This window comes from endosymbiont GvMRE of Glomus versiforme (genome assembly GCF_003546845.1).
The window spans coordinates 1-15,578 of record NZ_NWVA01000003.1 but is presented as its reverse complement, the minus strand read 5'-3'; the positions used below and the strand labels follow the sequence as shown (position 1 = coordinate 15,578).

Annotated in this window: 18 protein-coding genes and 1 tRNA gene; 6 read left to right on the top strand and 13 right to left on the bottom strand. The window is 32.3% G+C overall.

Annotated elements, in window-relative coordinates; genetic code table 4:
• Positions 1-139: 139 nt before the first annotated feature.
• From GvMRE_RS06860 to GvMRE_RS06850, 3 genes are all read right to left on the bottom strand, one after another.
• Positions 140-778 carry a hypothetical protein gene (locus GvMRE_RS06860; protein ID WP_147410491.1) on the bottom strand — a complete coding sequence of 213 codons (639 nt, stop codon included), beginning with the start codon at positions 776-778 and terminating at the stop codon, positions 140-142.
• Entirely contained in the window at positions 771-1,088 is a 318-nt protein-coding gene (locus GvMRE_RS06855; RefSeq protein ID WP_147410490.1) for a hypothetical protein, read from the bottom strand. The genes GvMRE_RS06860 and GvMRE_RS06855 overlap by 8 nt, the downstream gene beginning before the upstream one ends.
• A gap of 62 nt (positions 1,089-1,150) precedes the next feature.
• Positions 1,151-1,474, bottom strand: a complete 324-nt coding sequence (locus GvMRE_RS06850) for a hypothetical protein (protein WP_147410489.1) — start codon at positions 1,472-1,474, stop codon at positions 1,151-1,153.
• A 46-nt stretch (positions 1,475-1,520) separates the two neighbouring features.
• Between GvMRE_RS06850 and GvMRE_RS06845 the strand changes: the two genes are divergently transcribed.
• Together GvMRE_RS06845 and GvMRE_RS06840 are read left to right on the top strand one after the other, a co-directional pair.
• The gene (locus GvMRE_RS06845; protein WP_147410488.1) at positions 1,521-2,012 is read left to right on the top strand and encodes a M24 family metallopeptidase; all 492 of its coding nucleotides are present in this window, start codon (positions 1,521-1,523) and stop codon (positions 2,010-2,012) included.
• A 278-nt stretch (positions 2,013-2,290) separates the two neighbouring features.
• Positions 2,291-5,368, top strand: coding sequence for a Ulp1 family isopeptidase (locus GvMRE_RS06840; RefSeq protein WP_147410487.1), 3,078 nt, complete (start codon positions 2,291-2,293; stop codon positions 5,366-5,368).
• Positions 5,369-5,556: 188 nt separating this feature from the next.
• Here the strand turns inward: GvMRE_RS06840 and metG are convergent, their stop codons facing one another.
• Positions 5,557-7,101 carry a methionine--tRNA ligase gene (gene metG, locus GvMRE_RS06835; RefSeq protein WP_281267965.1) on the bottom strand — a complete coding sequence of 515 codons (1,545 nt, stop codon included), beginning with the start codon at positions 7,099-7,101 and terminating at the stop codon, positions 5,557-5,559.
• Between the two features lie 84 nt (positions 7,102-7,185).
• Between metG and GvMRE_RS06830 the strand changes: the two genes are divergently transcribed.
• Positions 7,186-8,685: a M17 family metallopeptidase gene (locus GvMRE_RS06830; protein ID WP_147410485.1), complete on the top strand. Its 1,500-nt coding sequence runs from the start codon at positions 7,186-7,188 to the stop codon at positions 8,683-8,685.
• 9 nt (positions 8,686-8,694) lie between these two features.
• Positions 8,695-9,015 (top strand): 50S ribosomal protein L21, encoded by a 321-nt coding sequence (gene rplU, locus GvMRE_RS06825; RefSeq protein WP_147410484.1) that lies wholly within the window; start codon positions 8,695-8,697, stop codon positions 9,013-9,015.
• Between the two features lie 169 nt (positions 9,016-9,184).
• Here rplU and GvMRE_RS06820 read toward each other — a convergent pair whose 3' ends face one another.
• Genes GvMRE_RS06820 through GvMRE_RS06810 form a run of 3 tightly spaced genes read right to left on the bottom strand, consistent with a single transcriptional unit; the run spans position 9,185 to position 10,793 of the window.
• Positions 9,185-9,514, bottom strand: coding sequence for a restriction endonuclease subunit S domain-containing protein (locus tag GvMRE_RS06820; RefSeq protein WP_147410483.1), 330 nt, complete (start codon positions 9,512-9,514; stop codon positions 9,185-9,187).
• 29 nt (positions 9,515-9,543) lie between these two features.
• A complete protein-coding gene (locus GvMRE_RS06815) occupies positions 9,544-9,936 on the bottom strand; it encodes a hypothetical protein (RefSeq protein WP_147410482.1) in 393 nt (130 codons plus the stop codon).
• Positions 9,937-9,977: 41 nt separating this feature from the next.
• Entirely contained in the window at positions 9,978-10,793 is an 816-nt protein-coding gene (locus GvMRE_RS06810) for a type I restriction enzyme HsdR N-terminal domain-containing protein (RefSeq protein ID WP_147410481.1), read from the bottom strand.
• 167 nt (positions 10,794-10,960) lie between these two features.
• On the opposite strand from GvMRE_RS06810, the gene GvMRE_RS06805 reads away from it, so the two are divergent.
• Complete coding sequence (locus GvMRE_RS06805) at positions 10,961-12,244, top strand: amidase family protein (RefSeq protein WP_147410480.1); 1,284 nt, start codon at positions 10,961-10,963, stop codon at positions 12,242-12,244.
• 376 nt (positions 12,245-12,620) lie between these two features.
• A tRNA-Thr gene (locus tag GvMRE_RS06800) sits at positions 12,621-12,695 on the top strand.
• Positions 12,696-12,806: 111 nt separating this feature from the next.
• Here the strand turns inward: GvMRE_RS06800 and GvMRE_RS06795 are convergent.
• The 6 genes from GvMRE_RS06795 to map all read right to left on the bottom strand — a co-directional run.
• Positions 12,807-13,583 (bottom strand): RNA polymerase alpha/RpoL/Rpb11 family protein, encoded by a 777-nt coding sequence (locus GvMRE_RS06795; RefSeq protein ID WP_172575302.1) that lies wholly within the window; start codon positions 13,581-13,583, stop codon positions 12,807-12,809.
• 4 nt (positions 13,584-13,587) lie between these two features.
• Positions 13,588-13,995, bottom strand: coding sequence for a 30S ribosomal protein S11 (rpsK, locus tag GvMRE_RS06790; RefSeq protein ID WP_147410478.1), 408 nt, complete (start codon positions 13,993-13,995; stop codon positions 13,588-13,590).
• A gap of 1 nt (position 13,996) precedes the next feature.
• A complete protein-coding gene (locus GvMRE_RS06785) occupies positions 13,997-14,422 on the bottom strand; it encodes a ribosomal protein uS13 (RefSeq protein WP_147410477.1) in 426 nt (141 codons plus the stop codon).
• Between the two features lie 15 nt (positions 14,423-14,437).
• Positions 14,438-14,557 (bottom strand): 50S ribosomal protein L36, encoded by a 120-nt coding sequence (gene rpmJ, locus GvMRE_RS06780; RefSeq protein WP_147410476.1) that lies wholly within the window; start codon positions 14,555-14,557, stop codon positions 14,438-14,440.
• A gap of 11 nt (positions 14,558-14,568) precedes the next feature.
• A complete protein-coding gene (locus GvMRE_RS06775; RefSeq protein ID WP_147410475.1) occupies positions 14,569-14,802 on the bottom strand; it encodes a S1 domain-containing protein in 234 nt (77 codons plus the stop codon).
• The coding region (gene map / locus GvMRE_RS06770) for a type I methionyl aminopeptidase (protein WP_216361630.1) at positions 14,792-15,578 on the bottom strand (787 nt) is incomplete at its 5' end. The genes map and GvMRE_RS06775, both read right to left, overlap by 11 nt.

The following is a 15,578-nucleotide window of genomic DNA, read 5'->3' as shown; positions in this document are numbered from 1 at the left end:
GGTTGCGGAAGTAAAAGAACTGCTAATACTAATTTCAACCTTTTTTAAGGCTTGTTCAGGGTTATCTCGAACTAACGGAATATACCAATCAAAAGTTTCGCTTTCTGCTGGTTTAGTATTGGAGAGTTCAGGTTCTTCCCTAGTTGAAAAATGCTCTCTCTCTCTCTCTCTCTCTCTCTCTCTCTCTCTCTCTCTCTCTTGCTTGATTGCTTACATGCTCTTGTTTTTCCAGTTCTTCAATTTTTTTCTTTACTTCTAACCAGTAGCAGTAAGGTTGGCGAATGCCATCTGTTCCTTCGGATTTTAAGGCTTCTTCGATTTCAGGCGTGCCTCTTTTTCAACCTAACCATTTGCCGCCGTTAGTTGGAGATGGTTCTCCAGTCATATTGTCTTCTAGCAATTTCTTAAATGCTGATAATTGTTCTTTGGTTAGTTTTTCTTTGATTTTCCCAAATACTTTCTTGCCAGCTACATGATAATCATCGTAATCTTCAAGGTATTTTTCTAATTCCTTTCTCAATTCACGAGATTTTTGAACACTTTGCTTAACTTCTTGGATTTTTTGATAACAAGTTTCGCAAGTTCTAACTATTGAACCATCACTTTTAGTAGTTTGCTTGATTTCTAGGGTTTTAATCTCTTGCTTACATTCTTGGCAAGTCGTTTCTTCTTTACAACAGGTATCACAAAGAATTAAAACTGTTTTTTCTCCCTTATTTTTATCATTAATCTCAAGTTGAGTTGTTGCTTTGGCTCCGCATTTTTGACACTTACTCATAATATTCTGCTATCTTTGATTTCAATGATTCAATTAGTCCTTTTATATTGCCTTTGATTACTTTTACAAGGTTTGCGAAAAACCATAATCAACTTTCAGCGTGCTGTGGACAAAGATACTTTCCATTAATGTTTAGTAATGCTGTTTTATCTATTGAAAATCAGAAGTGGCGAAAATCCTCACATTTTTTAGATTTTTCCTTATACACAGTTGCTTCGAACCTTCCTACTTCTCCATTTCATCTTTCGTATTCAATGATATCATTAAATAACTCGTTGTTTTTTAATTTTTTATCTTTTGACTCTGTCATAATAACTTATTATATTATTTTTACAACCCAAAGAACTTTCAGGGTTGAATTATGATAGAAAATTAAATACGATTTGAATTTAAGTAAGCAGACAGTATCCTTTTTTTCTTAATGTCAAATTCTAAATATTCAGACCTTTCATCTCTTATAGCACGGAGGCAAGAATTACAGATTTTGTTCCTAGATTTTTTGCCAATTCAGTATTCCCAATTTGAAAGTTTGCTATGACTTTGAGTGGCGTTATTTCACTTAATTCAGAACCCTTGATGGCATTTAAAACACATTGCCTTAATCGGTAAGCCTTTCTTACTTTTAGAACGATAAATAATTTCGGCTAATAATTCTTCATCAGTAAATTTTTTTAATTCTTTATTTTTCGTTTTCATATTTAGTTGGTGTAAAATTGTATATTATTGCCAAAATTTAAATAAGATGGAACCTCAGGAATTGGCAAAAATGCGAAAAGTAGGTCAAGCATTAGTTGACATTTTAAAAACTTTAAAAAAAGAAATAAGAATTGGTATGACTGGCCAAGGTTTAGCACAACGAGCTCAACAGTTAATGAAAAAAAACAAAGTCAAATCTTCAATCAAAGGCTATTTAGGATTTCCCGCGGCAATTTGTGTTTCTTTAAATAATGAATTAACTCATGGAATTCCGGACCATCGCCCATTTAAAGAAGGAGACTTAGTATCATTTGACGTAGCTTGTCATCGCAAGGATGAAAAAGGCATTGCTTACCATGCTGACGCTGCAATGACTGTTTTGCTCAGCGAAGGAAAAGAAAAAAACGATGAAGAAAAAAAAAAATTAATCTCGGTTACCAAAAATGCTCTCCAAAAAGTTATTGAAAATATCAAGCCTAATATTACTACTACTCAAGATATTGGAAAAATAATTGAAGATTATNATGTCAAATTCTAAATATTCAGACCTTTCATCTCTTATAGCACGGAGGCAAGAATTACAGATTTTGTTCCTAGATTTTTTGCCAATTCAGTATTCCCAATTTGAAAGTTTGCTATGACTTTGAGTGGCGTTATTTCACTTAATTCAGAACCCTTGATGGCATTTAAAACACATTGCCTTAATCGGTAAGCCTTTCTTACTTTTAGAACGATAAATAATTTCGGCTAATAATTCTTCATCAGTAAATTTTTTTAATTCTTTATTTTTCGTTTTCATATTTAGTTGGTGTAAAATTGTATATTATTGCCATAGTTTATTATACTTCCTCTGGTTCAGGAGTAGAAAGAGAAGTAGAACAAATCAAACCGCTTATTACTCAATTAGCAAACCAAAATGTTGCTAATAATATCCAAATAATCCACGGTGCTAAACAAAATAATGATTATGATTGTGGAGTTTATTTAGTTAAGTATATCCAAGAACTCTTAGAAACTGGCAATTTAGCCTTAAATAGAAGCATTACCGAGCAAGATTGTCAAGTTTTTCGTCAAGAGTGAAAACAAAAAATTGGCGAAAATGAATGGTGTAAACGGGACATAATTAGCGATAATGATATTCGTGGAGACCAACCTCAGTTAAGTTGAAAAGAATTTCATAAATGATTACAAAGAGCAATTATTATCCAAGGAGAAGGAGAAAGAGTGAAGTTAAAAGTAGAACAACAGGTTAATTATTCTAATCTAAGCGAAAATGCCTTAAATCGATTTATAGATAGTTTAGAAGCCACTTTGGATAAGGATAATTCTTTTTACTTGTTTCCAACTTATAGCGGAGAGAAAAGTTTTGAAGAATTGTTTAATCCTGATAAAATATTTTGCGGAAAAAAGACTGATAAAAAGAAGATTGGAGGAGCAAGTTATAGCGAATTGAAGAAATTATTTTTAAATTGAAAGGAAAGTTCAAGAGTTTCCCAAGAAATTCCTCAATCTCGCCAAGAAGTTCAAGCAGATTCTAATCAAGCAGAAGAACCAAAAGATGCAAAATCCACTCCTGAATTTATTAAACATTTAAAAACCTTATACGAAAATTGCTCAGTTTATTTTGACATTCAAGAAAAAAGGATAGTAATCAAACATCAACGCACCAAAGAAGAGCGGGAAGAAGAAATTAAATATACTGGTGAATTTAAGCAGATACGAGTTAGATACCAAGAATTACGTAGTTTAGGAAAAACTGATTTGCCGGAACTTCCTACTAGCAGCGAAGAATTTTATGATGATGCTGCTTATCAGCCCGAAGAAGCCCGTTTTCAGTGGTTAGTTACTAAATTAGATGAATGGGAAACTCAGCAAAATAAAAAAGTAGAAAAGGTAAATTCTTTAATTGAGTTCTTGGAATGAACAACGGCAGAAGAAGAAAGACTAGCCAAAGAGGCTTATAATGAAGCGTCTAGAGAAAACTTTATCGGCTTAATTAAACAGTTTCACGAATACCAACGGCAAGCCGAAGAGGAAGAAAAGAGATTAACGCCAGAAGAAAAAGAATTCCGGAATAAAAAAATGGATTTGCTGAACCAATTGGCTTCTAAGGAATCAGAAATAGCTAATTATCAAAGAAAAATCCAACAGTTAACTGGTAATCCAAATGAAAAAGCCCAAGAGTTGGTTAGTGTGTATGAGAAATTAGTCGTGTTCTTTGAAGAAGAAATAGAAACAATTGGCTTAATGCTACAAAAGTTAGAAAACGCAAAAGAAAGAGCCAAATTAATAAAAAGAAATGAAGAACTTCTTGCGGGGGCGAGAAATCGGCAAAAAGTCCGTAATGTTCTCTTAGTTGGCCGCACGGGCAGCGGAAAATCTACTTTGGGAAATGTTTTGGTGAATAAAAACGGACAATTTGAAGAAGTTTTTAAAGAAAGTGATGGTAGTATTAGCGAAACTAAACATATTCAGACTGAAAAATTTACGATTGATATAAGCAAAGACAAAGACGAACAAATCCATTATTTGGTAATTGACACTGCTGGCTTTGGAGACACACAACTAGAAACTAAGGATATTCTTCAATTATTAAAAGGATTAGTGCCAATTATTAAAAAAGACGGAATTAACCAAATATTTTTGGTAAATAATGGTAGATTTAAGGAAGAGATTGATATCTATCGTATATTGGAAGAAGTTCTTTTTGATAAAAACGCTACTAATTATACTACTATTGTAAGGACAAAATTCCCTCGATTTAATGATGACCAGGCTCGTGAAGAGGATAAAAGGCAATTACAAGCCGAAAACGACGAAATTGCTAGAATTTTGCGAACCAGCAAGATAATTTATGTTGATAATCCACCATTAGAAGGTCGAGCCAGAGAATTAAATAAAGAAACTCGGGAAATGTCTCGTAAAAGATTGTTAACTCATTTAGGGGGTTGCGAGGATAATTATAAGTCGACTAATTTAGAAAGTTTAAGTGCCAGAATTGATAATTATATGACTCAAGAACAAAAACTAAACCAAGAAATAACTGAGAAAGAGCAACAAATAAAAGAGCGTGAAGCCGAATTACAAAAAGAAGTCCAAAACATTCAAGAACAAAAAGCTCGTGATTTAAGAATTACCGGCAGAAATTTTGAAAGACAAGTCCAAGAATTACAAAGCCAAAGTGAGAAAAAAGTTCAAACAATTCGGCAAGAAATCGAGGAAGTTAACCAAAAGCAATTAAGTCAATCCCGGGAAGCTCATAATCAGGCTTTAAACCAAATAAATAATGCTTGTCAAAATAATTTAAGCCAAATTCGTAACAGTTTTAATAACGTCCAAGTTGGTAAGCCAGTTTGCCGTTATGGTCATGATAATAATATCCAAGTTTATAATAAAGCAGGAGTATTAATTCCTGGTTATCAATCTGATTTTATTGGACACATTTATTGTCCTACTTGTGGCACTAATGACTATAATTATATTCTCCGTGATGCCACTACTTACACGTTAGAAGAATGAAGTCGGAAATCAGCCGAGCAAGCGGCAGAAAGAAGGCGAATAATGGAAGAGGAGATTAGGGAACAAGAACGAGAAAGGCAGGAAATGATTGAAAGGATAAGGCAAGCAAAAAACAGTCGAGATGCTACTTTCCAAAGAGAATTAGACCAGCAAAGGGAATACCAAGAAAGTTTACTTTCTCAGCATTTAAGTAATAATGAGACTTATTTGCGAAGCCAAAGGCGGAATTTAGAAGAACAAATCAATTCCAGTGCTAGTTCTCGGGAAACTAATCTAAGAAACCAAAGTCAGCAGCAAATTAGTAGTTGACAGGCACAAATCCAGCAATCCGAGCAAACAAGACGTGATTTGCTTAATGGTTGTAAGCAAAGTTAGGAATTAAAAAAAAGTAACAAAAAATCCTAATCTTTATAAAATCTTATATATTTTAAAATAAAATATTATGCTTCCTAGTTTACCACTTTTAGAACAGATTAGCAGCAAAATTCAGAACACTCCTAACCGACAGGGAGAATACAAAAAACCTACTCACTATGGCTTATTTTTGCTTTTTTAGCCTTAAACTATAAAGGAGGAAATAAAGGCTCTTTTAAAAATTTTATTTTTTTACCTGCTATCAATTGAAAATTTTTGATGTTTTCCCAATTACAATCATCAGGGCTTAAATTTAGATATTCAAAAATAACTTTACTACTGCTAGGAGCAATAGGAGTCAAGAGAAAAGCAATTATTCTAATGCCATTTCTCAAATAATTAAGAGTTAAATTTAATAATTTCGTTTTTTTATTAGCAAATAAGTTTCAAGGAGCAAGTTCTTGAATTAGTTTATTGCTAGCATTCAATAAATTCTCAATTTCCTGAAAAGCACTAGTTAATTGGTAGTTATCCATTTTTTGTTGGTAATTTTCAATAACTGTTAAGCAGGTTTGATAATAATTTCACAAATAAACGTTTTTTGTTTCAGCAAAGTTAGGAACAATACCGTTTTCATATAATTCAATTATTTTTCCTTTTCCTACTCGTTGGCAAAGATTGCCTAAGTTATTAATAAAAAAATCCCGGTAAAATTCTTTTAATAAATCTTCATTAAAATTTCCATCTTGTAAAAAACTGATTTTAGCGATAAAATAAGTTCTTAAAAGGTCTTGGGGATATTTTTCTAATAACTTTAGGGGGTCAACAACATTGCCTTTACTTTTGCTGGCTTTTTCTCCTTTAGGGTCCAACAGCAAACCATGGGCAATAACTTTATCTGGCAAGCGTCTACCAAGAGCAAAAAGAATAACCGGCCAATAAAGAGCATGAAACCTCACAATGTCTTTTCCTATTAAGTGAATGATTTCGCTATCTTCATTAGCAAACATTTTCTCTCCTTTTTCAGAATTTAAATAATTACACAAAGCTTCAAATCAAACATAGATAATCATTTTAGACTCGTCAGGAACCGGAATTCCTCATTTAATATCACTTCTGGTAATGCATAAGTCCTGAATCTTATCTTTTTGGAGAAAATTAGCAAAAAGTTCTTTTTTGGCCGCAGTAGGAATTAGAAAATCAGGATTTTTTTGATAATAATCTAATAATTGTTGGTAATATTGAGAAACTTTCAAAAAATAAGCCGGTTCTTCCAGTATTTTGGTCTCTGAATGACAATTAGGACAAACTTTTTCTTTTACATAGTCTTCACAAGCAATACAATAATTACCCTGATATTTGCCAAGGTAAATAGTGCTTTGTTTAAATAATTGTTGAAAAATATTTTGAACTTTTTCTTTATGAGAAAGAGAACTAGTACGGTAAAAAAAATCGTATTCAATTCCTAATTTTTGCCATAATTTTTTAAATAACTCAACATTCTTGTCCACTAATTCTTGGGAGCTGATGCCTAATGACAAGGCTTTTTTTTCAATTTTTTCGCCGTGGTCATCGCTGCCAGTTTGAAAATATACTTGGTAGCCTTTACTTTTTTTGTAGCGAGCAATAATATCAGCAATAGTGGCGTTATAAGCATGACCTAAATGTAATTTATCATTAGGATAGAATATTGGAGTAGTAAGATAAAAACTTTTTTGTTTCATTAAATTATTTTTTTGCTCTTTATTGTATAATTTGCTGAAATTTGGCTTAGAAAGGGTTAAATTAACAGAAGAATAAGAAAAGCAAAAAACATGCGTGTTGTAAAAAATGCTTATATGGTAGTTAATTTAAATATTCAAGACAAGAAACAAAAAAATTTGTTAACCTTAAAAGTAGTTACAGAAAAAGAAAAATTTCCGGAATTAGTGGAAAAAAAAGATGGTAAACTTACCCTTATCTCCGAAGAGAAAATTTATTATCTTTATTTAGATAAGCAAGCAGAGAGTTACAATTTCCATAAAATTTATAATTTTTTTGTTAATTTTTCCCAGGATAATGAAAGAAATCTTAATATTGATGTTAAGTCTTTTGTTACTCCTAGCTTGAAAGAAGAAATAATTTTACAAGCCATTATTGAAGGAACTTTATTTGGTGGTTATTCGTCTGCCACTTACAAAACTGATAAAAAAAAACTGAAATTTATTGACTATTATTTAATAACTGCTAATAATCAAGCTAAGAATATTTGAATGAACTCACTTGCTAAATTAACATCAGTTAATTTTGCTCGCAATTTACAAGACATGCCTCCTAATGAATTACACGCCAAAGAATTTGCCGAGGCAATAAAAAAATTATTTAGAACATCTAATTACAAGGAACTACTGGGAAAAACTATTGTAGAAACCAAAAAACCCACCGTTGCTAAAAAAGCTCGAGAACTACAAAAAAAAAACCCGTTTGGACAAATTGAAGTAGAAATTTTGGATAAAGAAAAAATTGAAGAAAAAAAAATGAACTTATTATTAGCAGTAAATGCTGGTAGTCATCATGAACCAAGAGTAGTAATTTTACGCTATAAAGGAAATCCAAAAAGTAAAGAAGTTTTAGGATTAGTAGGAAAAGGAATAACTTTTGATAGTGGTGGTTATGATTTAAAGCCCTCTCAACATTTACAGTGTATGAAATTTGATATGTCCGGAGCTGCAGCAGTTTGTGCTTCTTTTTTCGGTTTAATTCAGAAAAGCCCGAAAATAAATGTGGTAGCGGTTGCTTGCTTAACTGAAAATGCTATCGGAGGACACGCTACCCTTACGGAATCAGTAGTAAAATCAATGAATGGTAAAACAGTGGAAATTAATAATACTGACGCGGAAGGCCGTTTGGTGCTGGCTGACGGAATTACTTACGCTATTCACGAGGAAAAAGCCACCAAAATCATTACTGTTGCTACCTTAACCGGAGCAGTAGTAGCAGCACTAGGAGAAAATTTAACCGGTGTTTTGACTAATGACCGCAAATTTTACCGAGAATTACGACAAGCTTTTGCTAAATCGCAAGAAAGATATTGAGAATTGCCAATAATTCCAGAGAACACCAAAGCCCTAAAAGAAAACACTTCTATTGCTGATATTAGTAACATTAGCAGCAGCCGCTATATGGGTGCTTCTAACGGAGCCGCTTTTTTACAAGAATTTGTGGAAAAATTACCGTTTATTCATTGTGATATTGCAGGAACTGCCTGAAAAACTAAAACTAAACGGGGAACCGGAGTGATGGTGAAAACTCTAATTGAACTTATGCTAATAGAAAAAGACAACTCTGGAAAAAAGTAAAAATTAAATATGTATATATTCGAAATAAAAGGTCAAGTTGAAATAATAAAAGGCCAAGAATCCATTATTAATAAAGTTCTTTCAATTGACTATCAAAAAAATGAAAAACTAGGAAATAAAATTGTCTCTGACAAAGTTTTAGTTTATGGAGAGGAATTTGGTCAACCTTATCTCAGTAATATGCGAATAATTACCAAAGTAGTGAAAGAACGTAGCAGAGAAAAAAAAATCATTGTTTTTAAAAAAAAGGCTAAAAAACGTTATGAAGTAAAAAGGGGTCATCGCCAACCATATACATGAGTTAAAATAATTGAAGTTGAACGAACATAATTTTAAACTTAAGTAAAACACAGAAAAAAGAATGCTGCCTAATTACAAAGAAAACAATTAGAAATCCAAATCATTATTTTTTACTCATCAAAGTCTTTTAGTGTAATCGTATTTAAGGAAAATTTAGAAAATGAATCTAAGTAAGCAGTATTAATCCTATCAAAACATTTTATATAATTATTGAGAGTTTTTGAAGTTCAGCAATAAAATCACTTGCTGTTTCTTCGTTTGTTTCTACTGCCATTTCTACAGCCCTTTTTGCAATATTTAATAATTCTTTTGATTTGTTGTATGCCTCTTCGCCTTCACGAATAGTAATTTCGATTTGTTCTTTAATTGACTTCTCTAGTATGGGTATTGGTACTTTTTTTGTATCACAAGGGTAAATACATTGTTGCACTGACCCTCTTAAATTTCTTCTTGTTAGCAATTGCCCAATTGAAGAGTTGAGAAACACCAATAAATAATAAGGATTTATTAAGTTTTCTATCGAACGCACAAGTGTTAAGGAGCTTCCGCAAATCGCTCTTATCGATGAGTTATATAAATTAAAGCCTTTCCTACATATGCAGCACCTACTGAATAAATAATGATATCATTTTTACTTAGCAGGTACTTTTTATTTTTTATGACAAATTCGTCCGTTGTATAAGAAGATTCTTGATTATTCCAAAACTTGTCGCTAGGAAAGAACTCGCCAAGGTGTTTCTCGGTAATAATGAATGTCTTTTCTTTAGCCTTGTTTAGCCCAAAAGGAGGATTAGTGGGATGACCGATAAGAGAAGTTAAGTCTTCCAAATTTTTGTATCCACTTTTGTATTCTCTTACTCTTTTAATAATTTCATCAAATTTTGGTTGAAAATATTCGGCATCATATCGCTCAACTTGTTTAATTTCTGAAAATCTTTTAGTAAAAGTCAATTTATTTTCTGGTTGAAATTCATTTAAATCAAGAGCCTTTGCTAGAATCTTTTCTGCCTTGTAATATTGTTGTTTCCTGGCAGCGTTAAGTTTGATAGATAATATCAATGATTTCCTAAATTTTTTTTTAATGCTCGATACAAAACTTCCTTGTTTCGCTTACTTTGGTGTTCATCGTAAAGTTTAGTAAAAATTAACTTAAAAACTTCTTCAAACTCATCAACTCCGGCATTGGCTAAAACCTCATCTTCTAAAGATAGTATAATTTGTTTAAGAGACCTACCTTCATTAGGAATTTTGTCCTTGATAATTAAGTTTTTTAAAGTGTAACGTTCTTTTAAAATATCTGAAAGGCTTTGTTCGGAATTTGGTAAGGCGGTTATTTCTTCAAAGTAATTGGGATTTTTACGATTATATTTTGAAATTTGACTTCCGTTGGTTCAAACTCCAATTGGACAACCTGTAGCGTTACAGTAAGATTTTAACTGCTCTTTTCCAAGTTTTTCATTTGGTTTTTTAACTTCGATTATAATATATTCAACATTAGGTCTATCTTTATCGAAAATTACAATATCGGCTGATTTTTTTTCTCGTCCGAAGTGGATAGAATGTTCTAATTTGATTCTCGATTTTGGGTAATTATAATCCTCCATCAAGGCAACAATGTATAACTGCCTTACTATTTCCTCTGGTTTTAATAAAATTTCTTTATTCCTTATAAGACAAATGACGTAGGGCTTTTTTAAATCTCCTTTTCAAAATATTTTATTTTCTAATTGCTTAACTCTCTCCGGCTCAAAAATATTTAGTCCATAGGGGGTATCTTTAAGGATTTTGTATATTGGGGATTCACTCATATGTTTTTTTGCTGGAATATTCTATAAGTAATTTTATGACCTTTATATATTGATTCCTAATGCTTTTGATAAGGATAATTACTTGCTTTTTAGTGATATTTACCTCATGAGAACATTTATAAACTAAAAAAGTTTATTATTTATCATTTAAAATTTACATTATCAACATGGAAAAAAATAACTTCATCGTTTCTTGTAAAGAGCAAGTGAAAACAAAAGACAAATTAGAAAATATTATCTATCTAGCCAAGGACAATTTTTGAACCGAAGCTCTGCCAACTACTGCTAGTTCAAACTTTTTGGCGGATTTTGTGCCCGGAGAAAATGCTACAGTAATTAAATTACTAACCAAATCAGGAGCAATTTTAAAAGGAAAAACTGCTATGGATGAATTTGCCTGCGGCGGTACAGGTTTATTGGCTAACACTGGAATAATTACTAACCCTCATAATTTTCAACATATTGTCGGTGGTTCTTCCTCTGGCTCTGCCACAGCAGTGGCAAAAGGTTTAGTTTCTTTTGCACTAGGCAGTGATACTGGCGGTTCAGTAAGGCAGCCAGCGGCTTATTGTGGTATAGTTGGTTTTAAGCCTTCTTCAGGATTAGTTTCTCGCTATGGTCTCATTCCCATGGCTTCTTCTTTGGATACTGTGGGGATTTTGGCTAATTCTGTGGCTACTACTGAAAAAGTTTTTTTGGTAATTGCTCAACCTGACCCCAGTGACCTTTTAACTATTGATGCTGAGCAAACCACAACTAAACCAGTTTCTTTTTTTGTTGCCAAGAAAATAACTATTTTAAAAGGAATAGAAAAATTTCTGTCTCCCCAATTTGCCGAATCATATCAAAAAACGATTAACATTTTAAAAAAAAAGAATTATCAAATCAAAGCCATCGAAATTCCTCCTGAAATAAGGGAAAATCTTCAACTTTGCTATTTAATCATTTGTTCGAGTGAACTAGTTAGTCATTTAAATTCTTGCCAAGGAATAACTTACGGGCAAAAAGTAAATAATGCTGAAAATGTTGGGGCAAAAGTATGCCAAATAAGAACTGAATATTTGGGAAAATCTGTACGGCAAAGATTGTTACTTGGCAGTTATTTTCTGCAAAACAAAAAAGATTGTGAAAAGGCTTATCTTTTTCGGCAAAAAGTAAAGAATTGAACCGAAAAGATTTTTCGCAAATATGATTTTTTGCTTTTCCCGAGCCCAAATAGTGAGGCTCCGAAAGTTGAACATAGCAGTTTTTTTTTTACTGGCAGTGAAACGCATTGGAGTGATAATTTACTGCTTTTAGCCAGTTTGGGTGGTTTTCCTAGTTTAAGTTTACCGATTGGTTTTGTGAATGGTCTGCCAATAAGTGTTAATATTAACGCTTCTTACAAGCAAGATAAATTATTGTTTCAATTAGCCAAGTCAATAGAAAAAGAAATTAAGGCTTTCTCATAATAAAATAAAATATGTTTGCAGGTGTAAAGCCATAAAAAACCTAATGAAAAATCAATATTTATCGTAAAAGTTGAGTGACTATGTAGGCGGAGAAGTAAAATATGATTGTCACTTTCGTTACATTATATTACTGATTTTGTTAAAAATAATATATGGATTTGGTAAGATTTTTAGAGAAAACAGCTTTTGGCTTTTTAGCCTGTTTACCTTTGATTCTTACCTTTTGTAATTATTTTACAGTTTTGAGAACAAAGGAACAAAGAAGCAGCAATTTGGGCGTTTTCTTTTTGATTGTCAGCATTGTTTATGGTTTGCTTTGTCTATATTTCTTATGCAAAAATTGAGACAAGATAGTTAACTAAAAAAACATTATAAAGCTGGCTTGGCTGAATGGTAAAGCGCCCGCCTTGTAAGCGGAAGATTGGGGGTTCGATTCCCTCAGCCAGCACCAAAAGAATTAAAATTAAAACTCTGAAAATAATTATTCTCGTTTCAAATTTCCATAATAGGATACAATTTTACATTTTCAACTAAACAAATTAAGAAATTCGGTTGTTTGCCTTTACTCCTCTCGGTTTTGTTCTTTTTTTGGTTTAGAAGTAATTAATTGTCGAATGTTGATAATAGACTGCTCTAAAAAATTTGTCATCATTATCAAACTATCCTGGGCACTAACACTTCCATTAGTAGTAATTGTAAGGATTAAATTTTCTTCTTGCTTATTTAAATCAATAATAGCTGGTTCAGCTCGCCAACTTATTGTTTTGACTGGACAATAATTGCTAGGAAGAAGAATTACATTTTCTTTATCCGAAAGCAAATATTTTTGGTCTGCTTCTTTAATAAATCCCCAATAATAGCGGCAATGTAAAGTAATTTTTAATTCTGAATGTTCTTCAACTGTTGCTAAATAAGTTTCTGGGTTAATTACTTTCAAATCACCTTTTATATCTTTTCCTGTAACTATATAATTTTCTTTGTTTTGGGAATTGTTAATATCAATTTGCAAGGTACAAACTTTTCCTAATTGCGCAAAATCTTTCTCCGGAGATTGAAAAACTAATTTCATAAGGTGAAAAATTAAATAACTCGGGATTTCTTTTATTCCTTTTAATATAGCCTCATTGCCAAATTCACTAGCAATAGTTTTTTCCTTATCACTGATTTTTACTGCAAAAATTGCTCATCCCGGAACTTGGTTTCCTAAACGTTTGAAAGTATTTCCTAAAGTAACTGCTAAGCCATTTTCTAAATGTTCAAAAACGAATTCAGTAATTAGCGGGGATTTAATTGTTTTTTTGATTTCCATAATTGGAAGGGAAAATAATTCTTGATTCATATCTTTATTTACGGGGAGCTTTTCGGGGTCGACAACCATTGAAAGCAAGGGGAGTTTTGTCGAATAATCCTTCTTTTGTGAGACCTGTAGCACCGCGAAACTTTTTGTAGGCCGCATCTCGTCCAACGCCAATTCCCCAAAAAATAATTTTTACTGACGAAATACCGAATTCAGTCAGCCTGGCTAAGGCGACCTCAGCAGCTTTTTCAGCAGCAACAAAAGTAGCCCCTTTAGCATTACGATATCCAGTGGCAGTACGAGAACTAATTTGTTCCAGTTTTTCCCCATTTTCTTTGGTAATAGTGATGATGAGATTGTTGAAACTAGAATGAACATGTAAGCAACCCCGACCGCCCGAAATTTTCTTTATCTTTTTTATTTTTTTACTTTTTTCTAAATTATCTTTTGGCATATTATCCTTGTTTTGGTGCTTTTTTCTTACCCGCCACGGCTACTCGTTGCTTAGTAAAACTAGTAATTCCGCTTGGTCGTGTACGATTGTTATGTCGAGTAGGTTGACCTCGCACTTTTTTACCCATCGAGTGAAGTCGACCTTGTAAACAGTTAATCCGAATTTTTTCTTCAATATTCTGCTTTTTAATTTGTTTTAAATCTCCTTCTACTTCGAATTGCTGAACCTCGTGATTAATTAAGTTAATTTGGTCATCAGTTAAGTCTTTAGTTTTCATTAAAGGGTTGATTTTTAATTTTTCTAAAATTTGTCGAGCACAGGATTTCTTTTTAAATTTTTTACCAATCCCATAAATGCCACTTAAAGCCACACGAATGTTTTTTTGTGCCAAAACATTAACATTACCAATTCGAACCGTCTGAGTCATATATTTATATTTTTATTAACCTTGCCTTTGTTTATGTTTTGGGTTAACTTTACAAATAACCCGCAAAATTCCTTTTCGACGCACAAATTGACAACCTTTTTTACAAATTTTTTCGACAGAACTGCGCACTTTCATATATATTATTTTTAGGATAAAAGACCAATAATTCTTCCCTTTAAGTCTCCCAGAGGAATTTCAACCAAAACTTTGTCTCCTTCCATAATTTTTTTCCACCTTTTATCTTTGCTCTTCAAGCGATTAGCAATATCAGCAGTAACTAAAAGATTATTTTTAGTCAATTGAACTTGAAAGGAATTAACATTGTATTTCTTGACTATTTTTCCTTCTTCTTCTAAAAAAATCGTTTTTTTACTCATCATAATTGGTTAAAACCTCTACTTTTTCTTTGCCTACTCAAATAGTATGTTCAAAATGAGCATTAAATTGATCCTGAGCAGAAAGCACAGTTCAATTATTTGGGGATAGTTTAATTTCAGCATTGCCGATTTGGACTAATGGTTCTACACAAATGGCAGTGTTTTCTCTGATGACTACACTTCTTTCAGAAGGGATTTTATAATTGGGAACAAAGGGGCTTTCGTGCATAAATCTACCAATGCCGTGTCCACCGTATTCTTTTACTGGATGATAACCCTGGCTTTGAACATAATCTTCAATTATTTTTCCAATATCTTGAGTAGTAGTAATATTAGGCTTGATATTTTCAATAACTTTTTGGAGAGCATTTTTGGTAACCGAGATTAATTTTTTTTTTTCTTCATCGTTTTTTTCTTTTCCTTCGCTGAGCAAAACAGTCATTGCAGCGTCAGCATGGTAAGCAATGCCTTTTTCATCCTTGCGATGACAAGCTACGTCAAATGATACTAAGTCTCCTTCTTTAAATGGGCGATGGTCCGGAATTCCATGAGTTAATTCATTATTTAAAGAAACACAAATTGCCGCGGGAAATCCTAAATAGCCTTTGATTGAAGATTTGACTTTGTTTTTTTTCATTAACTGTTGAGCTCGTTGTGCTAAACCTTGGCCAGTCATACCAATTCTTATTTCTTTTTTTAAAGTTTTTAAAATGTCAACTAATGCTTGACCTACTTTTCGCATTTTTGCCAATTCCTGAGGTTCCATCTTATTTAAATTT